At 73.5% G+C, this 25,032-nt stretch carries 24 protein-coding genes; 9 read left to right on the forward strand and 15 right to left on the reverse strand.

Annotated elements, in window-relative coordinates:
• Nucleotides 1-194 precede the first annotated feature (194 nt).
• Nucleotides 195-629: a hypothetical protein gene (locus BLW86_RS33775; protein WP_093877531.1), complete on the reverse strand. Its 435-nt coding sequence runs from the start codon at nucleotides 627-629 to the stop codon at nucleotides 195-197.
• Nucleotides 630-791: 162 nt separating this feature from the next.
• Here BLW86_RS33775 and BLW86_RS33780 point away from each other — a divergent pair, with 162 nt between their 5' ends.
• Together BLW86_RS33780 and BLW86_RS33785 are read left to right on the forward strand one after the other, a co-directional pair.
• Nucleotides 792-2,120 carry a sensor histidine kinase gene (locus tag BLW86_RS33780; RefSeq protein ID WP_093877532.1) on the forward strand — a complete coding sequence of 443 codons (1,329 nt, stop codon included), beginning with the start codon at nucleotides 792-794 and terminating at the stop codon, nucleotides 2,118-2,120.
• A complete protein-coding gene (locus tag BLW86_RS33785) occupies nucleotides 2,105-2,755 on the forward strand; it encodes a response regulator transcription factor (RefSeq protein WP_093877533.1) in 651 nt (216 codons plus the stop codon). Before BLW86_RS33780 ends, BLW86_RS33785 begins: the two co-directional genes overlap by 16 nt.
• A 47-nt stretch (nucleotides 2,756-2,802) precedes the next feature.
• Here BLW86_RS33785 and BLW86_RS33790 read toward each other — a convergent pair whose 3' ends face one another.
• Genes BLW86_RS33790 through BLW86_RS43475 form a run of 3 tightly spaced genes read right to left on the reverse strand, consistent with a single transcriptional unit; the run spans nucleotide 2,803 to nucleotide 4,422 of the window.
• Nucleotides 2,803-3,165 (reverse strand): DUF952 domain-containing protein, encoded by a 363-nt coding sequence (locus BLW86_RS33790; RefSeq protein ID WP_093877534.1) that lies wholly within the window; start codon nucleotides 3,163-3,165, stop codon nucleotides 2,803-2,805.
• 56 nt (nucleotides 3,166-3,221) lie between these two features.
• Nucleotides 3,222-4,151, reverse strand: a complete 930-nt coding sequence (locus BLW86_RS33795) for a LysR family transcriptional regulator (protein ID WP_093877535.1) — start codon at nucleotides 4,149-4,151, stop codon at nucleotides 3,222-3,224.
• A gap of 10 nt (nucleotides 4,152-4,161) precedes the next feature.
• Nucleotides 4,162-4,422: a helix-turn-helix domain-containing protein gene (locus BLW86_RS43475; RefSeq protein ID WP_093879018.1), complete on the reverse strand. Its 261-nt coding sequence runs from the start codon at nucleotides 4,420-4,422 to the stop codon at nucleotides 4,162-4,164.
• Nucleotides 4,423-4,428: 6 nt separating this feature from the next.
• Here BLW86_RS43475 and BLW86_RS43480 point away from each other — a divergent pair, with 6 nt between their 5' ends.
• The 3 genes from BLW86_RS43480 to BLW86_RS33815 all read left to right on the forward strand — a co-directional run bounded on the left by BLW86_RS43480 (nucleotide 4,429) and on the right by BLW86_RS33815 (nucleotide 6,139).
• Entirely contained in the window at nucleotides 4,429-4,860 is a 432-nt protein-coding gene (locus BLW86_RS43480) for a helix-turn-helix domain-containing protein (RefSeq protein ID WP_093877536.1), read from the forward strand.
• Nucleotides 4,861-4,909: 49 nt separating this feature from the next.
• The gene (locus BLW86_RS33810; protein WP_093877537.1) at nucleotides 4,910-5,737 is read left to right on the forward strand and encodes a maleylpyruvate isomerase family mycothiol-dependent enzyme; all 828 of its coding nucleotides are present in this window, start codon (nucleotides 4,910-4,912) and stop codon (nucleotides 5,735-5,737) included.
• A 102-nt stretch (nucleotides 5,738-5,839) separates the two neighbouring features.
• Entirely contained in the window at nucleotides 5,840-6,139 is a 300-nt protein-coding gene (locus BLW86_RS33815) for a DUF1876 domain-containing protein (protein WP_093877538.1), read from the forward strand.
• 224 nt (nucleotides 6,140-6,363) lie between these two features.
• Here BLW86_RS33815 and BLW86_RS33820 read toward each other — a convergent pair whose 3' ends face one another.
• Nucleotides 6,364-6,966 carry a CBS domain-containing protein gene (locus BLW86_RS33820; RefSeq protein ID WP_093877539.1) on the reverse strand — a complete coding sequence of 201 codons (603 nt, stop codon included), beginning with the start codon at nucleotides 6,964-6,966 and terminating at the stop codon, nucleotides 6,364-6,366.
• A 185-nt stretch (nucleotides 6,967-7,151) separates the two neighbouring features.
• Between BLW86_RS33820 and BLW86_RS33825 the strand changes: the two genes are divergently transcribed.
• Nucleotides 7,152-8,423: a YncE family protein gene (locus tag BLW86_RS33825; protein ID WP_093877540.1), complete on the forward strand. Its 1,272-nt coding sequence runs from the start codon at nucleotides 7,152-7,154 to the stop codon at nucleotides 8,421-8,423.
• Between the two features lie 35 nt (nucleotides 8,424-8,458).
• The gene (locus BLW86_RS33830) at nucleotides 8,459-10,348 is read left to right on the forward strand and encodes a glycoside hydrolase family 5 protein (protein ID WP_093877541.1); all 1,890 of its coding nucleotides are present in this window, start codon (nucleotides 8,459-8,461) and stop codon (nucleotides 10,346-10,348) included.
• Between the two features lie 65 nt (nucleotides 10,349-10,413).
• Here BLW86_RS33830 and BLW86_RS33835 read toward each other — a convergent pair whose 3' ends face one another.
• The 6 genes from BLW86_RS33835 to BLW86_RS33860 form a co-directional block, all read right to left on the reverse strand.
• Nucleotides 10,414-12,483 carry a galactose-binding domain-containing protein gene (locus BLW86_RS33835; RefSeq protein ID WP_093877542.1) on the reverse strand — a complete coding sequence of 690 codons (2,070 nt, stop codon included), beginning with the start codon at nucleotides 12,481-12,483 and terminating at the stop codon, nucleotides 10,414-10,416.
• A gap of 124 nt (nucleotides 12,484-12,607) precedes the next feature.
• Nucleotides 12,608-13,201 carry a TetR/AcrR family transcriptional regulator gene (locus BLW86_RS33840; RefSeq protein WP_093877543.1) on the reverse strand — a complete coding sequence of 198 codons (594 nt, stop codon included), beginning with the start codon at nucleotides 13,199-13,201 and terminating at the stop codon, nucleotides 12,608-12,610.
• Nucleotides 13,202-13,424: 223 nt separating this feature from the next.
• A complete protein-coding gene (locus BLW86_RS33845; protein ID WP_093879019.1) occupies nucleotides 13,425-14,165 on the reverse strand; it encodes an ABC transporter ATP-binding protein in 741 nt (246 codons plus the stop codon).
• A 124-nt stretch (nucleotides 14,166-14,289) separates the two neighbouring features.
• A complete protein-coding gene (locus tag BLW86_RS33850) occupies nucleotides 14,290-15,327 on the reverse strand; it encodes a taurine ABC transporter substrate-binding protein (RefSeq protein WP_093877544.1) in 1,038 nt (345 codons plus the stop codon).
• Nucleotides 15,328-15,390: 63 nt separating this feature from the next.
• On the reverse strand, nucleotides 15,391-16,308 hold the full coding sequence (locus BLW86_RS33855; RefSeq protein ID WP_093877545.1) for an ABC transporter permease: 918 nt from the start codon (nucleotides 16,306-16,308) through the stop codon (nucleotides 15,391-15,393).
• Nucleotides 16,305-17,429 carry an LLM class flavin-dependent oxidoreductase gene (locus tag BLW86_RS33860; RefSeq protein WP_093877546.1) on the reverse strand — a complete coding sequence of 375 codons (1,125 nt, stop codon included), beginning with the start codon at nucleotides 17,427-17,429 and terminating at the stop codon, nucleotides 16,305-16,307. Before BLW86_RS33860 ends, BLW86_RS33855 begins: the two co-directional genes overlap by 4 nt.
• Before the next feature lie 529 nt (nucleotides 17,430-17,958).
• On the opposite strand from BLW86_RS33860, the gene BLW86_RS33865 reads away from it, so the two are divergent.
• The gene (locus tag BLW86_RS33865) at nucleotides 17,959-19,425 is read left to right on the forward strand and encodes a hypothetical protein (RefSeq protein WP_093877547.1); all 1,467 of its coding nucleotides are present in this window, start codon (nucleotides 17,959-17,961) and stop codon (nucleotides 19,423-19,425) included.
• Between the two features lie 89 nt (nucleotides 19,426-19,514).
• Here the strand turns inward: BLW86_RS33865 and BLW86_RS33870 are convergent, their stop codons facing one another.
• A complete protein-coding gene (locus tag BLW86_RS33870; RefSeq protein WP_093877548.1) occupies nucleotides 19,515-20,195 on the reverse strand; it encodes a GntR family transcriptional regulator in 681 nt (226 codons plus the stop codon).
• A gap of 66 nt (nucleotides 20,196-20,261) precedes the next feature.
• Nucleotides 20,262-21,470: a CaiB/BaiF CoA transferase family protein gene (locus BLW86_RS33875; protein WP_093877549.1), complete on the reverse strand. Its 1,209-nt coding sequence runs from the start codon at nucleotides 21,468-21,470 to the stop codon at nucleotides 20,262-20,264.
• 240 nt (nucleotides 21,471-21,710) lie between these two features.
• Between BLW86_RS33875 and BLW86_RS33880 the strand changes: the two genes are divergently transcribed.
• Nucleotides 21,711-22,892 (forward strand): acyl-CoA dehydrogenase family protein, encoded by a 1,182-nt coding sequence (locus BLW86_RS33880; protein ID WP_093877550.1) that lies wholly within the window; start codon nucleotides 21,711-21,713, stop codon nucleotides 22,890-22,892.
• 25 nt (nucleotides 22,893-22,917) lie between these two features.
• On the opposite strand, the gene BLW86_RS33885 is transcribed toward BLW86_RS33880, so the two are convergent.
• Both BLW86_RS33885 and BLW86_RS33890 read right to left on the reverse strand, forming a co-directional pair.
• Entirely contained in the window at nucleotides 22,918-23,421 is a 504-nt protein-coding gene (locus BLW86_RS33885; protein WP_093877551.1) for an FBP domain-containing protein, read from the reverse strand.
• Between the two features lie 63 nt (nucleotides 23,422-23,484).
• Nucleotides 23,485-24,954 (reverse strand): MocR-like transcription factor YczR, encoded by a 1,470-nt coding sequence (locus BLW86_RS33890; RefSeq protein WP_093877552.1) that lies wholly within the window; start codon nucleotides 24,952-24,954, stop codon nucleotides 23,485-23,487.
• Between the last annotated feature and the right edge of the window lie 78 nt (nucleotides 24,955-25,032).

Raw genomic sequence — 25,032 nt, forward strand, 5'->3', positions numbered from 1 at the left:
GGCGGGCCGGCCGACACCCTGTGATCCAGGTCTAACCGAGAGCGGGGAGAACCGCACACGGCGACGGCGCCGGCGCGGCCCGCCGCACGCCGCCACGGGTCGGCCCGGACGGCGTGACGTCTGGGGCGAGGGCCGTCCGGCCCGGCGCCGGACCAGGTACTCCGTGTGGGGAAGGGGAGGCGTGCCGAGAGGTCTCAACGGGGGAACGCGGTGCGCAGGGCGGAGCCTCGGGTGAGGAACGCGAGGCGGACCACGGGCAGCACGCAGACGGTCTGCAGCGCGGCGTACCACGGCGGGCAGACGCCCGGCACCAGGTCGACGCCGATGATCGCGACCGGCAGGACGACGGCGAGGGACCGCACGCGCTCGAAGGCGCGCCGGGATCCCCGGGAGGCGGACACGGCCAGGCGGTGGACCGGCACGGCGACCACGGGCAGCAGGACGGCCCGTACCCACATGAAGGTGTTCACCGGATGACCGGCGCCCGCCACCGCGACGACCGTGAGGAGGGAGAGGACGCCGAGCGCGCCGTAGATCTTGACGCTCGTCCTCGCCGTGGCGAAGGCTCGGCGGGTGGCGGCACGGTCGAGCGGGGCGGCCGTGGACGGGTCGTTCAGGTCGGTTTCCATACTCACCGACCCTGCCGCGCGTCCGGCGGGGCCGGTATCCGTCTGGGCGTACGAGGGGGTGGGGCCAGACCCACTCCCCGGCCGACCGGGGCGGCGAAGGACGCTCCCCGGTGCACAGTGGACGCACCGAACGGCAGCCGAGCGGAAGACGAAGGCGGAGGCATGGGACAGCTGGGTACGTGGTCGGCGCGCGTCGGCGGGGGGCTCTCGCGCGTCGGCGTGGGGTTCTTACGGGCGTGCGCCGTGGTGGTCGTCAGCATGCTGATCCCGGCCGTGTGGGCCGGCGCGGTGGCGCTGGGCATCCGCTGGGGGCCCGGCAACCCGTGGTCGTGGGCGGCGCCGGCCGTCCTGGTCTGCGCGGGCACGCTCGCCCTGTCCCGACCGGTCTGCCGGGCCGTCCGTCTCCTCGTCGCCCGCTGGACGGGCACCGTCGTCCCCGCCGGCTACCGGGAGGCCCCGCCGGTCACACGGATGGCCACCGGCTACTGGTGGAACGGCTTCGGCTACGAACGCACCCGCCGCGACGCCCTCATGGACCAGCGGTGGCGCCTCCGGTGGAACGACCCGGCGAACCGGCGGGATCTGCGCTTCACGGCGATCCTGCCGCTCACCGCGGGCCTCGTCGCGCTGCTTCCGCCGGCCGGCGCCGTCGCCACCGTGCTCGGACTCGTGTCCGGGTTCGGATCCGGTCCGTCGGGGACCCTCGGCCGCCTCCTCGGACTGCTCGGCCTGGTGGTGGCCGTCGCCCTCGCCCCGTACGCCTGGCGGACGATCGAGCCGGTCGCCGTGCGGTTCCTGCGTCCCTCGGCCGCGATGGCGCTGGCGGAGCGCGTGGAGGAACTGACCGCCCAGCGCGCCGATGTGACGACCGCCCAGGCCGCCGAGATCCGCCGGATCGAGCGGGACCTCCACGACGGGGCGCAGGCCCGTCTGGTCGGCCTCGGGCTCTCCCTGGCGACGGCGGAGAAGCTCCTGGAGACCGACCCCGACCGGGCGAAGGCGCTGATGCGGGAGGCGCGGGCGGGCGCCACCGCGTCCCTGACCGAACTCCGGGAGCTGGTCAGGGGCATCAACCCGCCCGTCCTGAGCGACCGAGGGCTCGTCGACGCCGTCCGCGCCCTGGCCCTGGACAACCCGCTCGCCGTCGCCGTCAGCGCGGATCTCCGGCACCGCCCGGACCCGCCGGTCGAGTCGGCCCTCTACTTCGCCGTCGCCGAACTGCTGAGCAACGCGGTCAAGCACGCCGGCGCGACCCGCGTCCGGATCTCCCTCGCCGAAGGCGGGCCGGGCGCGGCCGGGGCCGAGGGGACGGGCACCGGAGTCGTCATCGAGGTCGAGGACGACGGCCGGGGCGGGGCCCGCGTCCGGGACGGCGGCGGCCTCGCCGGACTGCGCCGCCGACTCGCCGCCTTCGACGGCACCCTGGAGATCACCAGCCCGGCGGGCGGCCCGACCCGAGCGACCCTGGAGGTGCCGTGCGCATCGTCGTAGCCGAAGACCTCTACCTGCTGCGCGACGGGATGGTCCGGCTCATCGAGGCCTACGGCCACGAGGTGGTGGCGACGGCGGCCACCGGGCCGGAGACGCTGCGGGCCCTGCGCACCTGGCGGCCGGACGTCGCCGTCGTCGACGTCCGCATGCCGCCGAGCCATACGGACGAGGGACTGCGGGCGGCGATCGCCGCCCGCGCCGAACTGCCCGGACTGCCGGTCCTGATCCTGTCCCAGTACGTCGAGCAGCTCTACGCCCGGGAGCTCCTGGCCGACGGCTCCGGCGGCATCGGCTACTTCCTCAAGGACAGCGTGTTCGACGCCGACCAGTTCGTCGACGCGCTGGAGCGCGTCGCGGCGGGCGGGACCGCGATGGACCCCGCCGTCATCGCCAAACTGCTCGGCGGCGGGTCCTCGAACCGGCGTCTGGAGAAGCTCACCGAACGCGAGCACTCCGTGCTCGGTCTCATGGCCGAGGGGCTGTCCAACCAGGTCATCGCCCAGCGCCTCTTCCTGAGCGAGAGCGCGATCGGCAAGTACACGACCTCGCTGTTCGGGAAGCTCGGCATCGTCGACGACGGCACCAACAACCGCCGTGTCCTCGCCGTCCTGGCCTACCTGAACAAGGAGGGCTGAGGGGGATCGGCCGGTCTGCGCGCGGAGGGCCGAGGAGCCCGCCCGGCTCAGCCGGTCTTCGCCAGGCCCGTCGCCCGGCCGTCCGCGTCCCGGGTGACCTCCAGGACCTCGTCCACGGCGGCGCGGTCGATCGGCCCGAACACGTGCGGGAAGAGGGTCCCCTCGGGGACGCCGGGCGGCGGGGTCGGCGCGGCGGCCTCCCACTCCGTCCTGGAGGTGAGCCGGCTCTCGTCGAGGAGGAGCACCAGGAGCGGCCCGGAGGCGCTGCCGAAGAAGGCGTCGACGACGGCGAGCGTGGTCGGCTCGTCGGGGGAGCAGTGGACGAAGCCCTCCTCCGCGAGGGAGGCGGGGGCGTACGGCTCCTCCGGCCGGGCGGACCATTCGGCGGGCGTCACCACGTGGTAGATCATGTTCCGGTTATAGCAGGAGAGCTCCGCGTCCTCCGAAGGACCGTGGGCGCCGGGGGTCACCAGGTGGGCCCGGCCTCGACCAGCAGGTCCCGGACCCGGGTGACGTCGGGGTTGTCGGGGCGGCCCGGGCGCTGGACGAGATAGCCGGTGTTGATGGGCGGGTCCTCCGGGTCGTGCAGGGACACCAGTGCGCCGGAGGCCAGTTCGGCGTGGCAGAGGTAGCGCGGCAGGACGCTGAAGCCCGCTCCGGCGACGACGGCGGTGAGCACCCCGCGCAGATCGGGGACGGTCACGGCGGCGGGGCGGGACAGCCGCGCCCCGAACACATGCCGCCAGTAGCGGCGGGCGATGGGCAGATCCTCGGCGTACGCGACCAGGGGGACGGGGTACAGCGCCGCCGGCCCCTCCAGGGCCAGTCGCTCCTTGACGCGGTCGGCCCACACGGGGGCCGCGACGAGGACGAACTCCTCGTCGGTGAGCGGTACGGCGGTCAGCGCCCGCCCGCGCGGCCGGAAGGTGGCGATCACCAGATCGTGCCGGCCCGCGCGGAGCTCGTCGAGGAGCGGCTCGGTCAGGCCCGGGCTCACCCTCAGCCGTACGCCTTCGGCCGCCAGCGGGGCGAGGGCGGGCAGGACGCGCGCGCAGAGCAGTTCGGCGGGGCCCGCCAGATGGACGGGAGCGGTCCGCTGGTGGGGCGCGGCCTCGTGCCCGGTCACCGCGGCCAGCGCGTCGAGGGGCCCGGCGACCCGGGCGGCGAGCTCGTCGGCGACGGCGGTCGGGGCGACACCGCGCGGCAGCCGCTCGAAGAGCTCGCGGCCCGTCTGCCGCTCCAGGGCGCGGATCTGGGTCGTCACGGTCGGCTGCGACAGACCGAGCAGCCCCGCGGCGGCGGTGAACGAACCGGAGCGGTGGACGGCGAGGAACGTCCGCAGCAGGTTCAGGTCGGTCACCGGCTGCACCGCGCCATCGGAATCCCCGTGTCTCACCCGCCGCAGCCTATCGGCCGGGCTGTGGGAGGGCGGCTTCTCCCCGGAAGGTGCGCCGGTACGCGAGCGGGGAGAGGCCGATCGCCGCGTGGAGGTGCCGGCGCGGCGAGGTGCCGGCCGTGAAGCCCGCCCGGCTCGCGACGGCGTCCACGGCGAGGTCCGTGGACGCCGGCAACTGCCGGGCCCGGGCCACCCGTTGCCGGACCGGTCGGCGGCCGGGGCTCCTGTCGACCTCCTCGTCGAACCGGCGGGCGAAGGGCCGCGGGCTCATCCGGGCGTGGCCGGCGAACTCGCGGGCCGGTTCGGACTCGCCACCCACGTGCTGCGGCACTGGGAGTCCACCGGCCTCCTCGCACCCGCCCGCGACCTCCACGGCCGCCACCGCTACGACGACGGCCACGTCACCCGCGTCGCCGCCGTCCTCCGGGCCAAGCGGGCGGGCCTCGCCCTCGACGACATCCGGGAGCTGCTGCGGTCCGGCGACCCGGTGGCCCGCCGGCAGCGGCTCGAAGCCCACCGGGAGGAGCTCCGGCGCCGGGTGGCGGAGGCACGGGCCTGCCTCGACCTGGTCGAACGCGCGCTCGGCCGCGCCCATGACGACCTCGCCGACTGCCCCCGCTTCCAGGAGCTCGTGGCCGCCACGGCCGACGGCCGAGACCTTCCCGACGCGACCGGTGCCGAACGGCCTACTCGCTGGTACGGTCCCTGACCTACCGGTGCTCCACGGGGAGCCGCCGGAGCCGGGGAGGGGCGGAGCCATGACGCGACGGACGGACGGGGTGCTCCCCGAAGGGCTGGCCGAGGCGATACGGGACACCGCCGACGACATCGCCGCGGTCCTGCGCACCGAGGCGCCGACCGGCGCCGGGGACGTCGCGCGACTCCCCGTTCCCCGCTCCGCCTGGACGGTCGGCGAGGCCGCCGCCCACCTGGCCCAGGCCAACGCCCTCATGGCCGACCTGGCCGCCGGGCACGAGCGCCCCTACGGCGACGGCACCCCCGGCAGCCTGGCCGAGGCCAACGAACGCGCCCTCGCCGGATTCGGCGAGCGGTCACCCGGCCCGCTCGCCGAGATGATCGCGGCGCAGGCCGCCGCGTTCCTCGCGAGCGTCGAGGAGCGCGACCCGGGCGAGCGGCTCTCCACGCCGCTCGGCCCCATGGGCCCGGCCGTCCTCGGCTCGTACCTGCTGACCCACATGCTCGGCCACGGCTACGACCTCGCCCTGGCCATGAACCGGCCCCACATGCTGGACGCGCGCCGGGTCGAGCTCACCCTGCCGTTCATGATCGAGGCGATGCCCCGGGTCGCCGACCCGGCCGCAGTCGCGGGCCTGACCGCGAGCTTCGCCGTACGGCTCCGGGGCGGCCCGGGCTTCGGCGTCACCGTCACGGCCGGCGCGGTCCGGGCCGACCACGAGCCACCGGCCCGTCCCGACTGCACGATCCTCACGGAGCCGGTCGCCTTCCTCCTCCTCGGCCTCGGGCGGGTCGACCCCTGGCCGGTGATCGCGCGCGGCAAGGCGCTCGGCTGGGGTCGCAAGCCGTGGCTGGCGCCCCGCTTCCCCCGCCTCTTCCGCGCGCCCTGACCGTGTCCCCGCGCGTACCCGTGGCCGCCGATGGATCCTGGAGGTAACGGAAGGGGCCGCGCCTCGCTTCTCGCGCGGCCCGGCGATGCGAGGAGGCGGACGATGAGCCGCACGCTGGAGTGGACGGTCGGCCTGGAACTGACCGAGGAGAGCGGCACGACGAAGGCCGAGGCGCGGCTGAGCACCGGCACCTCGACCCTCACGGGCCACGGCTCCGCGCGGTGCAACCCGGCGGACGTGGACGTCCCGGCGATCGGCGACGAACTCGCCGCGAGCCGGGCGATGAAGGACCTGGCGGGAAAGCTCATGCGGGAGGCCAACCGGGAGATGGAGGCGGTGGGGGCCGGGACCGTACCCCAGCACACCGGCCCCGGGTACGGTTGGCCGGAGGCGGTCTCCTGACGGAGCCACCGCCCGCACCGGGAGCCCGAGGGGCCGGAACGGCCCCGCCGGGCTCCCGGCCCGTGCCCGAGAGCACCCACCGGGAAAACCCCCGGCCCGGAACGGCCGTCGGTCGGGGACCGCCCGTCGGTCCAGGACGTTCGCCTGGCCGAGGTGACGCGGGGCGCCCGACGGGCCCCGGGGACGCCCGGAGCGTCCGCCCGGCCTGATCGACAAGACACCCCCTAGGGCGTGCCCTCGCCCTCCTCGTACGTCATGCGGTCCACGACCTCCACCACCCCGTCGACCGTCTCGCACAGGCGGACCAGGATCGGGCCGAGGCTCGGGCGTTCCAGGGTGCCGCTGAGCGTCACCCGGCCCTCGTCGACGTCGATGTGCACGGCCGAGGGGGAGAGGCGCATGATGCGGACGATCACGTCCTCGCGGATCTCCTCCTGGATCGAGCGGTCCCTCCGCAGGAACAGCTGGAGCAGATCGCTGCGGCTGAGCACCCCGATCAGCAGGCCGTCCGCGTCCACCACGGGGAGCCGCTTCACCCGGTGCCGTTCCATCAGGCGGGCGGCCTCGACCGCCGTCCAGGAGGGCCGGGCCGTCACGGCCGGGCTCGACATCATGGCCTCGGCCGTGCTCGGTCCGTCCTTGGCCGTGTGCCGTCGCAGCAGGTCCGCCTCGGAGACGACACCCACCGGCCGGTTCTCCTCGTCGACCACCGGGACCGCGGTGATGCCGTACTCGTCGAGGAGCCGCGCGATCTCCTTGAACGACGTCCCGCGCTGCACCGCGACCGCGGTGGGCGTCATCAGGTCCGCGACACTGCGGTGCCTCATCGTCCGTTCCGTCCCTTCTGCGTTCCGGATTCCATGATCCCGCACTGTGGCGCGTCCCGGCGCGAGGGGGTCCGAGGGGCGGCCGGAAGCGTGGCGGGAAACGGGGTGCGACAGGGGCTTGTGAGCCCGACACGACCGTGGTTACCTCCGGTAAGTCGTCGTCGCGCCACGGAAGAAGGACCCCCATGCCCTCTCCCCGCACGTCCGGGACCCGCCGCTTCCTCGGAGCCCTCGCGGCCTCCCTCACCCTCGTCGCCGCTTCCGCGGCCACCGGATCCGCATCCGTCCCGGAACCGGCCGCCGCCCCCGCCGGACTCAAGGAGGTGATGTTCGTCGGCAACAACTGGGACGGCACCGCCGACGTCATCGCCTCCCACGGCGACTTCCACCGCGTCGGCCGCGTGAACGTGATCCCCGACAAGGAGGAGCGCCTCCGCGAGATCTATCTGAACCCCGTCAAGCTCGCCTTCTTCCTCGGCGTCCGCAGCGGCCCGGGCGAGGGACACGACCAGTTCGTCGACGACATGTACGCGACGCCCGACGGCTCCGCCATGGTCGTCTCCCGCCCCAGCTTCGCCGACGTCGTCTCCCTCGACCTGCGCACCGGACGGATCAACTGGCGCTTCCCTGTGGCCGGTCACCGCGCCGACCACATGGCCGTCTCGCCCGACGGCACCCGCGTCGCGGTCTCCGCCTCCACCGCGAACACCGTGCACGTCCTGGACATCGCCACAGGACGCCAACTGGGCTCGTTCAAGACCGGCGACAAGCCCCACGAGAACGTCTTCACCTCCGACGGTCTCCTCTGGAACATGTCGATCGGCGAGGTCACCACCGCGCTCGACGCCACCTGGCTCGACTGGACCAAGGGCGACCGGAAGATCACCGTCGTCGACGCCGACACCTTCGAGACCGTCCGCGTCATCGACATGCGCGACCGCCTGGACGCCTTCGGACGCGGCGACCTCTCCGACGCCGTCCGCCCGCTCGTCTTCACGCCGGACGAGAAGAAGATCTACTTCCAGGTCTCCTTCTTCAACGGCTTCCTGGAGTACGACGTCGACTCCGACCGCATCACCCGCCTCAAGAACCTCCCCGGCAACCCGGCGACCGACCCCGACCGCACCACCTGGGTCAACGACTCGCGCCACCACGGGCTCTCGATCAGCCCGGACGGCGGCAAGCTCTGCGTCGCCGGGACGATGGACGACTACGCCACCGTGGTCGACCGCGCCACCCTCCAGGAGGGTCCGCTCGTCCCGGCCTCCAAGCCCTACTGGGCGACCGTGAGCGGCGACGGCCGGTCCTGCGTCATCTCCGAGAGCGGCGCCGACCGGGTCACCGCGATCGACTTCGCCACCGGACAGCGGGTGGCGAGCGTGGACGTCGGCGACCACCCCCAGCGCGTACGCCTCGCCCGCGTCCCCGCCGACTGGACCGGCCCCACCGCCGGCTGAGCGCCGGTCGAACCCCTCACACCCCGAAGGACGTCGTGAAGAGAACACTTCTGGGGGCCGCGCTCGCCGCGGCCCTCCTGGCTGCCGGAGCACCGGCGGCGGCACCCGCTTCCGCGACCGAACCCGCCCCGGCGGGGGCCGCCCTCGCCGACGGCTGGCAGCCCCCGCTCCGTACCCAGGGCCGCTACATCGTCGACGCGAACGGAGACCGCTTCAAACTCAAGTCCGCCAACTGGCACGGCGCACAGGGCTCGTGGACCGGATCCGGCGACCAGGCCGACCCCGCGAACCACCACGACGCGGAGAAGTCCGACCAGATGCCCCTCGGCCTCGACCGCGCGCCGGTCGCGACGATCCTCGCCGACTTCCACGCCCTCGGCATCAACAGCATCCGCCTGCCGTTCTCCAACGAGATGGTCCACGACCAGCGGCCCGTCCCCGACGCGGCCGTCGCCGCCAACCCGCAGCTGCGGGGCAAGACCCCGCTCCAGGTCTTCGACGCGGTGATCGCCGCCACCACCGCCGAGGGCTTCGCCGTCGTCCTGAACAACCACACCGACACCTCCCGCTTCTGCTGTGGACTCGACGGCAACGAACGCTGGAACACCAGCCAGAGCACCGCCCAGTGGGAGAACGACTGGCTCTTCCTGGCCAAGCGCTACCGGGGCAACAAGCGGGTCGTGGGAGCCGACCTCTACAACGAGGTGCGCCGCACCATCACGGACGACGCCAACTGGGGCTGGGGCGACGACCGCGACTGGTGGACGGCCACCCAGCGCCTCGGCGACCGGATCCTCACCGAGGCGAACCCCGACCTCCTCGTCATCGTCGAGGGCATCAACTGGCAGGGCATCCCCGCCGACGGGTTCTTCCACTGGCGGCCGACCCTGGAGCCCACCCGTACCCTCTCCCACACCCTCGTCGCCTCGGACAAACTCGTCTACTCGGCCCACTTCTACGGCTACACGGGCCCGAACCACACCGGCGCGACCGGCACCGGCGAGACCCACGACTGGCGCTACCAGGAACTCTCCCGCGACGAACTCTTCGCGACCCTGCGCCGCCAGGCCTTCTTCGTCGCCGCCGACACCGGCCGGCACTACACCGCGCCCGTGTGGATCAGCGAGTTCGGCATCGGCGCCGACGAGACGAACCCCCAGGCCCGCGCCTGGTTCGGCAACTTCGTCGACTACCTCATCGCGAACGACACCGACTTCGCCTACTGGCCGCTCGTCGGCTTCACCGGCCACGGACGCTGGAAGCTCCTCGACTACGACACCGGGGGCCGCCGCTCCGGCATCCTCGACGGCGACGACTGGCGCGCGGCCGACTGGCGACGGCTCGTCACCGCCCCCGCACTCACCGGACCCGTGCCGGCCGCCGAGACCTGGGACATGCTGAACCTCGACCACGCCGACGCGGTGCAGTCCCTCCGCACCCGGGCCCGGGGCGACTGGGACCAGGGCGCCCGCAAGGGCGTCTGCCCCGACGGGCAGCGGCTCGTCGGCCTCGCCCACCGCGACGGACGCGGCCTGTGCACGGACGCGGGAGCCGCCCGGCTCGCCGACCCGGCGGCCGGACCCACCGTCGTGACCGACGAACGGTACGTCAAGGAGGGCGACTGGGCGGGCGGCTACACCAAACTCCAGTGCCCCCGCGACCGGTTCATGACCGGCTACAGCGTGCGCGGCCAGGCCGTCTCCGCCGTCCTGTGCGCCGCCGCCTCCCGCGCCCTGCCGGTGACGGGCCGCACGGTCTGGTTCGACCGCGGCGACAACCGCCCCGCCGGAAACCCCGGCGGCGAGTTCGCCGAGGGCGACTACAAGGGCCAGTGCGCCACCGGGGAGTACGCGGCCGGGATCGCCTTCACCGGCGCCTGGGCCAAGGGGAAGACCCCCGACGCCCTGCTCTGCCGCGCCCTGTAGGGCTCCCGGGCAAACGGGGAGGGGGCCTGCCGGATCCGATCCGGCAGGCCCCCTCCTCCGTACGCTCAGGACCTGTTGACGACCACCTCGTAGAGCGAGTAGCCCCAGTCCGTGGCCCGCTGCACCCCGTGGACCCGCACATAACGGGCCGGCTGCGAGGCGAACTCCGCCGTGTCGTAGCCGCCGTCACCCGCGTCCGTGGACCACACGTTCCGCCAGGTCGTACCGTCGTCCGACAGCTCGATCCGGTACGCGCGCGCGTAGGCCCGCTCCCAGTCGAGCGTGACCCGCCCGACCCGGCGCACCGAGCCCAGGTCCACCCGCAGCCACTGGTCGTCCGACCACTCGCTGGCCCAGCGGGTCCCCGTGTCGCCGTCGACCGTGAGCCCCGGCGAGAAGTTCACGAAGGGGTTCCACCACTGGGTGGTGCTGGCCGACACCGGCTGCCCGGCCGCGAGGTTCACGCCCGGCTCGTGGACCTCGGTCCGCTTCCAGGTGGTCAGGTACGACTCCGCTCCCCGCGACAGCTCGTCCACGACGCCCTGACCGCCGGGGGTGAGCCGGATCTGCTCGATCCAGTCCGGCACGAGACCGTTGTGCGCGGCACCGTCGACGTTGAGGTCCCAGGTGCGTTCACCGGTGACCTGACGGTCCAGGACCGAGCCGCCGTCGAAGCTGCGGAAGGGGTACTTCACCGCGTTCGGCGCGCCCGCCCCGACCGGGCCCGGCCAGCCGCCGACCCCGTTCATGTCCGTGCCGTAGCCGAACCCGACCCCGTACTTCTTCCGCAGTTCCGCCTTCTGCGCCGCCTCGCCGACGAAGCCCTCGGCACTGTGCATGTACGAGGCGGCGAAACCGCCGAGACGGTAGAGCCGCTCGGTCCAGTCCAGGTCCATCCAGCTGTGGCTGGACAGGACGCCGGGGTACTCCTCGGCCTCCAGGATGTCCAGCGCCCGCCCGGCGGCCTTGACGCTCATGTGGTCGAGCTCCAGCATCATGCCGCGCTGGATCATGCCCTTCAGGGCGTACTCCCCGAGCCGTGTGAGCCCGCGGGTGTTGCACTTGGCGTCCGAGGCGTACGAGGGGACGCTCACACCGGCCGGCAGCTTCTCGGCCATCGCGGCCGGCGCGGCGGCGAGACCGATCGGGTTGTCGTGCTGGGGGCCCGCGCACTTCTCGGTGGCCCAGAAGGTGCCCGTGGACAGGAACTGGCCGATGTTGACCGCCACCCCCGTCGTTCCGCTGTCGAAGCGGACGCCGCAGAGCGCGTTGTCGAATTTGTGGCAGAGGAACATGCTGCGCACGCCGAGCGCGTACAGCTCGTCGAGCCCCTTGTCGATGTCCGCCTGGCCGCACTGGGCGACGTCGAGGATCTGCTTGCAGCCGAAGGGCTCCGAGGTCTCCACCCCGAGGACGACGGCGAGCTTCCCCTGCTCGATCACCGAACGGGCCTGATCGGCGCTGGTGACGATCCGGAACCAGCCCTTGCCGGGGCCGCCGTACATCCCGTCGACGTAGTCCTGCAGCTCGTACGTCCTGCGGGCCTCCAGACGGATCGCGGTCATCTCGTCGCAGGTGCGGTCCCGGGGCAGGAGCGAGCAGATCAGCCCGTTGGTCACCAGGTCGTTGACGAGGACCCGCTGCCCGCCGCGCCAGGCGCGCTCGACCCAGGCGTAGTAGTTCTGCTGGTGGCTCAGCGAGTCGTGGGCGGGCCAGTCCTTGAACGTGGGCCAGCCGACCGGGTCGTGCTTCCCGTTGTCACCGCCCGTCAGGTGCTCGAAGAGCGCCCCCGAGCCGTCCGGGTAGTGCTCGGGACAGTCCTTGAGGGCGTCGGCGACACCCGCCTGCGAGAACGTCGCCCCGCAGATCATCCGGCCGCCGAAGCCCTCGTTGGACATCAGGTGGTTGTGCGCGTCGACGAACCCGCGCACCTTCCCCTGGGCGTCCGTTCCCTTGAACGGCTCACCCGTGACGTTGATCTGCGAGTCGGGCGCGGGCCGGGACGTGGCTTCCCACCACGTGCCGCCGGCGGCGGCGGGGACCGGAGCGGAGCCGAACAGCACCGCGGCGAGGGCGAGGAACAGCGCCAGGAGGGCGGATCTTCCGCCGGCCCTGCGCGAGAAGGGTCGAGTCATGTTCTGCGATGCCTCCGGACGGTGGGGGTGTACCGGGCGCCCCGAGGATCGCGTTACCGGAGGTACGAGTCAAGAGTCCGGGTCAAATGACCTGTTGATGAATTCCCTGGTCCCGCAGGGGGTATCAACCCTCGATCAGCCTCACGAGTTGATCGGCCGTCAGATCCAGGTGATCGGCGGCGACCCGTCCGTCGCCGAGGACCAGGAACTGCAGGGTGAGCCCGTCGATCGCCGCCGCCAGGTACCGCGCGAGCACCTCCACCGGCACCCGGGGTTCCTGCCCCCGCACCTCGCTGACCTGATCGATCAGCGCCGCGGCCGACGCCACGTACTGCTCGTACTGGGCGCGCGCCAGATGCTCGAACCCCGGCTCCCGCAGGGCGTACTGCGTGAGGTCGTACGTGAGCATGTGTTCGCCGGGGTGTGCCGTGACGTGGTCCCAGTACGTCTGCAGAGCACCCCGGACGGTGTCGCGGAGCGTCGCACCCGGCTCGACCGCCGCCATCACGCGCGTCACGTAGTTCCCGGTGATCGTCTCGATCGCCGCTTCCAGGAGCGCCTGCTTGGAGTCGAAGCAGTAGTGGAAGACGCTCAGCGACACCCCCGCCTCGGCGCAGATCGACCGGGTCGTGGTCCGGGCGACACCGTCCCTGGTCATCGCCCTGATCGCCGCCTCGACCAGCTGTCTGCGTCGTTCGGCCGACGGCATCCGCGCCATGGTTCCTCCTCGCGTCCGGCGCAAGGGTAACCGCAGCCCCCGCACGCCGCGCGGGCCACGATCACCGACGGGCATCGGCCGGGAAGCGTCAGGCCGGCGGTCCGCGAACCGTCGGGCGGCCGGCCCGGCCCGCCAGGCCCGCCGGGTCGGGGACCGTCAGGCGGCCGCTCCGGGACCGCCAGGCCGCCGGGTCGGGGACCGTCAGGCCTCCGGTCCGGCGCCGTCAGGCCGCCGCCGAGCTCCGCGTCGCCGCCGCCAGCTCCGCCCGCAGGGCGGCGAAGGCCGGGTCGCCGCGCAGGGAGGCCACGTCCGTGCCCGGCTCGCGGGGGAGGGGCACCGGCACCTCGACGACCACGCGACCGGGGCCGGCCGCCATCACCAGGACCCGGGAGCCGAGGAGGACGGCCTCCTCGGCGGAGTGCGTGACGAACAGGACGGTCGTGCCGCTCGTCGACGCCAGGGTGCGCACCTCCTCCTGGAGGCGCTCCCGGGTGAGCGCGTCCAGGGCGGCGAACGGCTCGTCCATCAGCAGGATCTGGGGCTCCACCGCCAGCGCCCGGGCGATCGCCACCCGCTGCCGCTGCCCGCCCGACAGCTCCCAGGTCCGCCGGCCCGCCATGCCGGAGAGGCCGACCAGGGACAGCAACTCCTCGATCCGCGCGGCCCGTTCGGTGCGGGCCACGCCGTGCCGTGCCAGGGCGAAGGCGAGGTTCCCGCCCACCGTGCGCCAAGGGAACAGCCGGGGCTGCTGGAAGACGACGCCGACCTTCCGGCGCACCTCCACGGTTCCGGTCGCGGGCCGCTCGAACCCGGCCACCAGACGCAGCAGCGTCGTCTTGCCGCAGCCCGAGGGGCCGACCAGGACCACGAACTCGCCGGGGTCCACGGACAGGGACACCCCGGAGACCGCGACGACGGGCGCCTTGGCGGAGCCGTACCGGACATCGACGCCCGCGAGCTCGATGTCGGCGCCATCGGTCCCGGTCTCAACCCCGGTCCCGGTCCCGGTCTTGGTCCGGGCCTCGGTCTCGGTCTCGGTTTCGGTCTCGGCCCCGGTTTCGGCCGCGGTCTCAGCGGGAGTCCCGGTCTCAGCGGGCGGCACGGGCGAGCTCCTTCACCGCGAGGGACTTCGCGAAGTCCGCCTGGCCGGGCACGGCGTCGATCGCCTTCTGCCCCTTGAGGAAGACGGCGGCGTCGTGGAGGTTCGCCGCGAGCGCGCCCGGGGCCCCCGGCCTGCCGAGGTACTGCGCGCCCTGTTGCTCCTTCGCGGAGAGCAGGACCAGCTCGGCGAGCTGCTTCCGGGCGTCCTCCGGGCCGATGCCGAGCTCGGCGCCGATGGAGGCGGCCGCCTTCGAGGGGTCGCTCTTGGCCAGCTTCACGGCCTGGTCCTCCGCCTTCACCCAGGCGTCGACGACCTCCGGGTGCGCGGCGGCGAACGAGTCGGTGACCACGCCCAGATCGGCGGTCGGCTTGCCCCGCTCCGCGATCGTACGGCTGGTGACCAGCACCTTTCCGTCCTTCTCCAGCTCGGTCAGGCTCGGGGTCCACACATAGGCGGCGTCGATGTCGCCCCGCTGCCAGGCCGCGAGCGCGTCCTGCGGCTGGAGGTCGACGAGCGTCACGTCCGAGGCCTTCAGCCCGGCCGACTCCAGGGCCACGAGCAGGGAGTAGTGGGAGGTCGAGCCGAAGGGGGTGGCGATCTTCCGGCCCTTGAGGGCGGCGACGGAAGCGATGTCCTTCTTGGCGACGAGGGCCTCGTTGTCGCCGATCAGATCGTGGATCCACAGCACCTTGTACGGGATGTCCAGCGGTGCCGAGAGTCCCTTGGTGACCGGGCTCGACCCCAGGAGCCCGAGATCCACGGCCCCGGCGATCACGGCGGTGTTGACGTCGCCGCCCGAGTCGAACTTCACCCAGGACACCTCGGCGTCCGGCAGGGCCTTCTCCAGCAGCTTCTGGTTCTTCACGACCAGATCGGCGTTGGGGATCGCCTGGTAGGCGATGCGCACCCGGACCTTGCCGGCCTCGCCCTCGTCGCCGCCCGTTCCGCAGGCGGTGGTGGACAGGGCGAGCAGAAGGGCGGTGGCGGAGGCCGCGAGGACGGCGCCGCGACGGGACGAGGGCATGACGGTTCCTTCGGAGGACGGGAGAGGACGGGAGGGAGGGAAAGGGGGGTGCGCCGGGGGCGGTCAGGCGCGGCCGCGCCAAGGGACGGCGGCTCGCTCAATACCCTTGAACAGCGCGTCGAGGACGATCCCGGAGAGGCCGATCGCGATGATGCCGGCGATGACGACGTCGGTCTGGTTGTAGCGCTGGGCGTCCCGGATCATGCCGCCGATCCCGGGGACGCCGTTGATGGTCTCGGCGGCGACGACCGAGGTGTACGCGATGCCGACGGCGATCCGTACCCCGGTGAGGATCTCCGGCAGCGCGGCGGGCAGCCGGATGGAGAACAGCAGCGCCACCGGCCCCGCGCCCAGGGCCCGTCCCGCCTCGACGAGGTCGGCGGGGACGCCCCGTACGGCGGCCGCCGCGGCCGCAGCGACGGGTGGGAGGGCGGCGATCAGCAGCAGCCAGATCTTCGGGGACTCGTCGATGCCGAACCAGATGACCAGGAGCGAGAGGTACGCCAGCGGGGGCAGCGTGCGCAGGAACGTGACGGCGGGCTCCAGGACCACGGCGAGCGGCTTCACCACGCCGATCAGCAGTCCCAGCGGGACGCCGACGAGCGCCGCGTAGCCCGTGCCGACGGCGATCCGGCGCAGGGAGACCGCGAGATGCTCGACGAGCAGGTGGCCGCTGATGCCGCGTACCCCGTCGTGGACGGTCGACGCCCGCACGAAGGCCTCCCACACGTCACCGGGGGACGGGACGAGGACCCGTGGCCAGACGCCCGCGGCGACCACGGCCTGCCAGGCGGCGAGGAGCACGGCGAGCGCGAGGAGCCGCAGCGCGGCCCAGCGCAGCGCCGCGACCCCGGCCCAGGCGCGGCGGACCGGGCGTACGGAGGCGGGGACCGCACGGGCGGCCGCCTCGGCCTCCGGTCCGACGCCGCTCTCGGTGCCGCGCGGGGACCGGCCGTCCGTGGTCTCGAGGGCGGCGGTCATGCCGCCGCCTTCCCGGCCGCCGCCTCGGTCAGCACGCGCAGCCGGGGCGCCACCTCCTCGCCGACGCGGTAGGCCTCTTCGAGGTGCGGGTAGCCGGAGAGGACGAACTCGTCGATGCCGGCCTGCCCGTACTCGAAGAGCCGCCGCGCGACCTCGTCGTGCGAGCCGACGAGTGCCGTCCCCGCGCCTTCGCGCACGAGTCCGATGCCCGCCCACAGGTTGGGCGCGACGGTCAGGTTCTCGGCGGAACCGCCGTGCAGCGCGGTCATCCGGGCCTGCCCGGTGGAGTCCATACGGGCGAACCGTTCCTGCGAGGCGCGGACCGCCGCCGGGTCGAAGCCGGCGAGGATGCGGTCGGCCTCCTGCCAGGCCTCGGCCGAGGTGTCCCGGCTGATGACGTGGAGGCGGAGGCCGAAGCGCAGGGCGCGGCCCGCCCGCGCGGCCTTGGCCCGTACCCGGGCGACGCGTTCCGCGACGGCGGCCGGGGGCTCGCCCCACAGCAGCTGCACCTCGGCGTGGCGCGCCGCGACCTCCTCGGCCTCGGGGGAGGCGCCGCCGAAGTACAGGGGCACGGGGGTCTCGACGGAGGGCGCCGTCAAGCGGGCCTCCCGCACCCGCACATGACGTCCGTCCAGCGTGACGGTCGCGCCGTCGAGCAGCTCGCGGACCACGCCCATGAGCTCGCCCGTCCTGACGTACCGCTCGTCCTTCGGGAGGTGGTCGCCGTACGCCTTCTGCTCGACCGGGTCGCCGCCGGTGACCACGTTCAGCGCGACGCGGTCGCCGAAGAGGCGCCGGAAGGTGTCCGCCTGCTGCGCGATCAGCGTGGGCTGGGCGAGGCCCGCGCGGAACGCGACGAGGAAGCCGATCCGCTCCGTCACCGCGGCGACGGCCGACGTCAGGACCCAAGGATCCACACAGCCGAGCCCCACGGGGGTCAACAGCTTTGCGAATCCCGCCTGTTCGGCGGCGCGGGCCACCTGCGCCAGATAGCCGAGGCCGACGCCGCGGCGGGTGGCGCCGGCGGAACGGCCCTGGACGGCGGTGACCCCGCCGGGGTCGCGGCCGTCGCCGCCGGTCGGCAGGAACCAGTGCAGGACGGGGGCGGTGGAAGAGGACATGCGGACGTACCTCGGGGAAGAACGGAGCGGCGACGGGTGCGCGCGGCACCGCGTCAGGCGCGGGGGTGTGAAAGAGGACCGGTGAGTTCGGGCCCGGGAACGCGGGCCCGTGAGCGTCGGGAGCGGCGGAGGCGGTCGGCGCCGTGAGGTGACGGCCGACGGTGGGAGGAGGTGCGGAGAGCCGGGAGAGGGCTCAGCAACAGGCCGCGCGACAACAGGACTCGAACCGACACGACATCCCCGAGACACGCAGAAGATCCACGTGGCGGCGGGAGACGAGGGCGGGAGTCATGCGCGCATCCTTGCCCCGGCGACCGCCGACATACAAGTCGCGTCCGCGATACGGACGTCACTGTCTCGCCGAACGGGACGTCACATGGGGTGACGCGATCGGTTCCACCGCGGGCGGGAGCGGTCGGGAGGGCGGTGGGACGCCGGCCCGTACGCGCCCCGGGGGCGGCGCGTTGGCGAGAAACGCTTGGCGATAATGGGACCTCCTGCTTCTCACGAGTCACCTGAAGAGTCACCTGTGATCGACAGCACCACTCCCCTCCAGGCCACCGATCCGGCGGAGATACGCGCCGAGCGACGACGGCTCGTCGAGTCGGTCGGCGCCCATCGCCGCCTCCTGGCGGAACGCCGCCCGTTCGAGCTCGCGGACCGGCGGCGCCTGAACCGCGAAGCCGGGGAACGGGCCCGCGCCCAGGCGCGACACGGCAAGGCCCTGCAGCGCGTCCACGAGAAGCAGGCCAGGAGCGAGCGGTCCCTCACCGGCCGTCTGAACGGCCTGGACGACAAGCGCGTCGGCCAGGAGCGCCGGGCGCTCGCCGTCCTGCGCCGCGAATCGATCGAACGGTCGCTGCACGGCACGCGCCTGACGGCGAGCGAGGTGAACGGCATCGGCAGCGGACTCGTCCGCGACCTCGCCGCACAGGGAATCAGGACGGCCGCGGACTTCAAGCGGGTCAGCTGGGGCAAGGCCCCCAACGGCCGCGGCGGCGAGGTGCTCTACATCCACCGCACCCAGGGCCGCAAGGTCCACATCAACGGCATCGGCGAGCACCGTGGCAGGCCGTTGACGGAGTGGCGGCGGAGCGCCGTCGCCAGGGCGGAGGCCCGTGCGCCGAAGGAACTGCCCCCGGACGAGCGGCACCGCATCGAGGAGATCATCGAGAACGAGCGGGTGCGCCTCCAGGCGGAACTCGCCGAGGTCCCCAAGGCCGCCGGGGCCGCCCGCGCCGAAGCCGGACAGCTCCACGCGGAGCGCCTGGCGGTGCTGACCGGTGCCCAGCGCGAGGCGGGGGAGGAGGCCGCGCGGCGCAGGGCCGAGTTCGACGAGATGGCGGAGCGGCTGATCGCGCTCCGGGCCGAACTGGCCGCCCACGTCGACCTGTACGGCGATCTCGGGTTCCGCGACCGCCGGGCGCGCTCCCGGGCCCTCCGCCCGGTCCCGGACGTGCCGCCGGCGATCCCGGCCCCTCGCGCCCCGGACCCGGAGCCGGGGTCGGGGCCGAAGACGGGAGCGGATGCGGAGGCGCATGCGGACGGGGAGGGAGACGCGAAGGTACGAGAGGGCGGCGAGGACCGCGAGGGGGCGAAGGCCTCCGCGTTCCCGTCGACGCCCGGCATCCGGGCGAGCCTCGGCTGGCTGGTGCCGGTCGTCTTCTTCGGCATGACCGCGGTGTCCGGTGCGGGCGAGACGGACGCGACACCCCTGTGGTGCGCCGTCGCGACCCGCCTGGTGTCCCTGGCCGTGACCGTGGAGCTGCTGCGGCTGTGGATCCCGCGCAGGAACTGGCGGACCGCGGACGCCATGCCGGGCGGCACCGGGTTCCTCGCGTCGGGCGCGTTCCTGGGGCTCGTGGCCGCCAGTATGTTCACGGACCCGCTGTACGCGGCCGACAGCGCCCCCTGGGCCCTGGCCGTCGTGGCCGCGCTCCTCGTCGCCGCCGGCGCGGTCCGGCGCGCGGGTGCCGGGCCCGGCACCTCCGGGTGAGCCCTGGGGGCCTCAGGCTCTGCGGTCCTGAGGCCCTGAGGCCCTGAGGCCCTGAGGCTCTGCGGTCCTGAGGCTCTGCGGTCCTGAGGTCAGTCCTCTTCCGGGGCTCTCACGTCAAGGACCTTGCGCAGCGCGGCCACCGCGTGGGCCCGGTGCTCGTCGAGCCAGCGGACGGCGCCCTCCTCGTCGCCGTGGCGGAGCGCGGAGATCACGGCCCGGTGCTCCCGTATGGCCTGCTTCCGGTGCGGCGACTCGGTGTAGTACAGCGAGCGGTACGCGTCGGTGGCGTCCCACAGGGTCGTGATGAGGCGGACGAGGCGCGGCATCCCGGACGCCTCGATCAGGGTGAAGTGGAAGAGCCGGTTCGCCGCCGCCATCGCGGCCACGTCCCCTTCCTCGGCGGCCCGTTCCACCTTCCGCTGGATCCGTTCGAGCGTGGCGACCGTGCCCTCAGGCATCCACCGGACGGCCATGCGGACCGCCTCGGTCTCCAGGAGCTCGCGGATGCGGTAGATCTCCTCCAGGTCGTCCAGGGAGAGCTCCGCGACGAAGTAGCCCCGGTGGACGTGATGGACCACCAGGCCCTCCGCCTCCAGGGCCTTCAGGGCTTCCCGGAGCGGCACCCGGCTCACCTCGAACCGCGCCGCCAGGGCCTCCTGGCGGATCGGGCCGCCGGGCCTGAGCTCCCCGGTGGTGATGGCGCGCCGCAGCTCCTCCAGGACGAACTGCTGGGCGGTCTGCGGCCGCCGCTTCTGCACCGCGCTGCTCATCGCCTGTGACCCTCCGTTCCCTCACGTCGCCGCCGGTGGACCCCGCCACCGGCGGCGACCATCTTCCTACGCCCCGCCGTCCGCCGCCGCCGCCCTGTGGACAACTCGCCCCAGCTCCGACAGCACGTCGTCCGTGTGCTCGCCCAGGCGCGGGGGAGCGGTGCGGTAGGAGGGCGGAGTGGCGTCGAGTCGGATCGGGTGGGCGACCTGACCGGGGCCGGCCGCGGACTCGGGGACGCGCGGCGCGAGCCCGAGCCGGTCGGCGAGGTCGAAGGCGGCCGCCAGGTCGTTGATCGGCCCGCAGGGCACGCCGGCCCCGGTGAGCTCCTCGAACCAGGCGTCGGCGGTACGGGTGCCGAGCGGGCCGGTCAGGGCCTCGACCAGCTCCTCCCGGTGGGCGACCCGGGCCGTGTTCGTCGCGAAGCGGGGGTCCCCGGCGAGCTCCGGCAGGCCGAGCCGCTCGCACAGCGCCCCGAACTGCCGGTCGTTGCCCACGGCGAGGACCAGCGGCCGGTCCCGCGCCTCGAACACCTCGTACGGGGCGATGCTCGGGTGCCTGTTGCCCATCGCGCGCGGCACGACCCCGGCCCCGAGGTGGGCGGCGGCCTGGTTGGTGAGCGCCGAGAGGAGGGAGCCGAGCAGGGAGACCTCGACCCGCTGGCCCTCGCCGGTGCGCTCCCGGTGGTGCAGGGCGGCGAGCACGCCGAGGCCGGCGTGGAGGCCGGTGATGACGTCGACCAGGGCGACCCCCGTCTTCGTGCCCTGCCCGCCCGGTTCTCCCGTCACGCTCATGAGACCGCCCATGGCCTGGACGAGCAGGTCGTAGCCCGGCAGCCGGGCGCCCTCGGCGGTGCCGAAGCCGGTCACCGAGCAGTAGACGAGGCCCGGGTTGCCCGCGCGCAGGTCCTCGTACCCGAGGCCGAGCTTCTCCATCGTGCCGGGGCGGAAGTTCTCGACGAGGACGTCCGCGCGGTCCACGATCGCGCGCGCCGCGGCCAGGTCCTCGGGGTCCGTGAGGTCGAGCGACACGGAACGCTTGTTCCGGTTGACGCCGAGGAAGTACGTGGCCTCTCCCGCGGCGAACGGCGGGCCCCACGCGCGCGTGTCGTCCCCCGAGCCCGGCCGCTCGATCTTGATCACGTCCGCGCCCAGGTCGGCGAGGAGCATCGTCATGTACGGCCCGGCGAGCACCCGGCCGAAATCGGCGACGACGATCCCGGACAGGGCTCCGCCCGTCGGTGGCGCCCCTGGTGCGTCCGGCTGGTCTGCGCGCATGCAGCTTCCCTCGCTCCCGCTGGAGAAATCGGAGACTGGAGGTTGGATCCAGGCAACCGGAGGTTGGATCCACGCGACTGGATCGTGGATCCAACAACTGGAGATCGGATCCAGGCGATTGAAGATTGGATCCAATCGGACCGTACGGCTCGGATGTGGGATTTTCAATACTGGATCCAATATCCGATCGGGGGCTACGCTTCGGCTCGCCGAGTTGCCACAGTCGCCAGGAGGCCGTCCGTGAAGTCGCCGTCCACCCCCGTCCACCCCTTCGACCTGCTCGCCGTCGACGGACTCCTGACCGACGAGGAGCGGGAGATCCGGAACACCGTCCGCGCCGTGGCCGACCGCGAGCTGCGGCCGCACGTCGCCGACTGGTTCGAGAAGGGCGAGATCCCCGCCCGCGAACTGGCCCGCACCCTCGGCGGCATCGGTGTGCTCGGCATGCACCTGGAGGGCTACGGCTGCGCGGGCACCAACTCCGTCGCGTACGGCCTCGCCTGTCTGGAGCTGGAGGCCGTCGACTCCGGCCTGCGCTCCCTCGTCTCCGTGCAGGGCTCCCTCGCCATGTACGCGATCTGGAAGTACGGCTCCGAGGAGCAGAAGCAGCGCTGGCTGCCGAAGATGGCGGCCGGCGAGTACATCGGCTGCTTCGGACTCACCGAGCCGGACGCCGGATCCGACCCGGGCGCCATGCGGACCAACGCCAAGCGGGACGGCTCCGACTGGGTGCTGAACGGCACCAAGATGTGGATCACCAACGGTTCGGTGGCCGACGTCGCCGTCGTCTGGGCGCGCACCGAGGACGGCGTCCGCGGCTTCCTCGTCCCGGCCGGCACCCCCGGCTTCAGCGCCTCCGAGATCAAGATGAAGCTCTCGCTGCGCGCGAGCGTCACCAGCGAACTCGTCTTCGAGGACGTGCGGCTGCCCGCCGACGCGATGCTGCCGGAGGCACGCGGCCTCTCCGGCCCGCTCGGCTGCCTCAACGAGGCCCGTTTCGGCATCGTCTTCGGCGCGCTCGGCGCCGCCCGCGACTGCCTGGAGACGGCGATCTCCTACGCCAAGGACCGGGTGGTCTTCGCCCGCTCCCTCGCCTCCTACCAGCTGACGCAGCAGAAGCTCGCCGACATGTCGGTCGAGCTCGGCAAGGGCATGCTCCTCGCCCTCCACCTCGGCCGCCTCAAGGACGCGGGCGCGCTCACCCCCGAGCAGGTCAGCGTGGGCAAGCTGAACAACGTCCGCGAGGCGATCGCGATCGCCCGCGAGTGCCGCACGATCCTGGGCGCCAACGGCATCACCCTCGAATACCCGGTGCTGCGCCACGCCAACAACCTGGAGTCGGTGCTCACCTACGAGGGCACGAGCGAGGTCCACTCGCTGGTCATCGGCAAGGCGCTGACCGGCGAGCAGGCCTTCCGCTGAGCCACCGGGACACCGTCCCGGTTCCTCAGCCCGCCGTCACCCGGTCCAGGAACGCGTCCAGGTTGCCCGTCAGCCGGGCGACCTGCTCGTCGAGGTCGAGGGACTCCTCGTGGCGCCGGTGGCGCAGCTTCGGCTGCCGCCGGCCCCGGACGTAGAGGGAGCAGGCGAGGTCGGCGCAGACGTAGATGCCGACCGTGTTCCCCTCGCGGCCGCGGCTGCCGGCCAGCGGTGCCACCAGGAGCGTGACGCCCGAGGACGCGTGCGCGGTCAGACAGACCTGGCACATGCTCGACTTCACGGCGCTGGTCCGGCCGGTGGCGGGGACCCGCAGGGTCACGCCGAGCGGCCCGTCCTCGCGCGGCACGACCAGGTGCGCCCGCAGGGGCGCGCCCGGGTCGACCCAGCCGAGGAAGTCCAGGTCCTCCCAGGGCAGTTCGGCGAAGTCGAGGGGCAGCTTGAGTCGCGCCGCCTCGCCCTTGGTGCAGTTCACGAAGGACGAGCGGATCTGTTTGTCGGTCAGTGGTTCCACTCGATGGACCGTACACGGACCCCCGGCCGAGGGCACCCGAATATGGGCCCGCGCGGGGCGCCCTCAGGCCACCCAGTCCGGCAGCGCCGGATCGGCGAAGCGCCCCGGGGCCCCTTCCAGGGCCGCCGCGAGCCGCTCCGCCGCCGGTTCGTACGCCTCCACGGGCAGCGTGAACGGGATCCGCAGCCGGTGCTCGTGCGTGCCCGGGTCCACCCCGAACCGGGCCCCGCCCTCCACCCGCACCCCGTGCCGCAGGGCCCGGGACGCGAGGGGGGACGCGACCGGCCGGCCCAGGTCGATCCAGAGGCACATCCCGCCCGGCGGCACCGCCCACCGCCACTCCGGCACATGGCGGGCGAGGGCGTCGGCCAGCGCGGCCCGGCGCAGCCGCAGCTCGTCGAGGCGCCGCGGCAGGATCACGTCGAGGCGGTCCATCAGGGCGACGGCCACCAGCTGGTCCAGCACGGAACCGGCCAGGTCGGCAGTGATCCGTACCCGGGCCAGCTCGGTCACGACACGGGACGCGGCCCGCACCCAGCCGACCCGCAGCCCGCCCCAGCAGCTCTTGCTCAGCGAGCCGACGGACACGATCTGCTCGCCGTCGCCCCCACCGGCCACCGCGGCGAACGGCGGCGGCGCGGGCACGTCCAGGGCCATGTCCGTCAGCGTCTCGTCGACCACCAGCCAGGTCCCGGTGGCACGCGCGGACCGCGCGAGCTCCCGGCGCTGCTCCACCGGCATGAGCCGGCCGGTCGGGTTGTGGAAGTCCGGGATCAGATAGGCCAGACGTGGCGCGGTCTGCCGGAGCGCCGCGTCGACGAGCCCGGTGTCCCACCCGGCCTCGGTCACCGGGACCGGCGTGACGCGGAGCATGCGCCCCCGCATCGCGTCGAGGGCGTTGGCGTACGAGGGGTTCTCGGCGAGCACCCGGTCACCGGCCCGGCCGAGCAGCGCGAGCACCAGCGAGACGGCCTGCTGGGCGCCCGTGGTGACGAGGATCTGGTCCGGGAGGGTCGGCAGACCCCGGGCCGTGTAGCGCTCGGCGATCGCGGCCCGCAGCGCGGGCAGTCCGTACGGGTGGTAGCCCTGCGATCCGGCGTAGCGGGGCAGCTCGGCGGCGGCCTCCGCCAGCGCGGCGGACAGCTCGGCCTCCGGGGCGGGCGGCGCGGCGAGGGCGAGGTCGATGGTGGCGCCGGCGTCGTCCTGGAAGGCCCCGAGAACGGTGGGCGCCTGCCCGTCCGGCAGCGCGGTCCACGTACCGGCGCCGCGCCGGCTGTGCGCGTAACCGCTCTCCCGCAGCAGGTCGTACGCCCCCGTCACGGTGGTCCGGCTCACCATGAGCACCGCGGCGAGCTCACGCTCGGCCGGCAGCCGCAGGCGCAGCGCCACCCGGCCGTCCAGCAGCGCCTCCCGCACGGCCCGCGCGAGCTCCCGGTACCCGAACCGGCCCTCCGGGGGAGGGGTGAGGAGCGACGCGAGCTGGCGGCCCGTCAGGGTTCGGTCCGCAGTGTGGACCACACGTGCCACTGCCATGCCAATCACTCCTCATTGGCTCTGCTACCCGGGCCAATAAGGTTACAGACTCCCTTCCAGTGGCATGGAAGGAGACGA

The organism is Streptomyces sp. TLI_105 (assembly GCF_900105415.1).
Classification (GTDB): domain Bacteria; phylum Actinomycetota; class Actinomycetes; order Streptomycetales; family Streptomycetaceae; genus Streptomyces.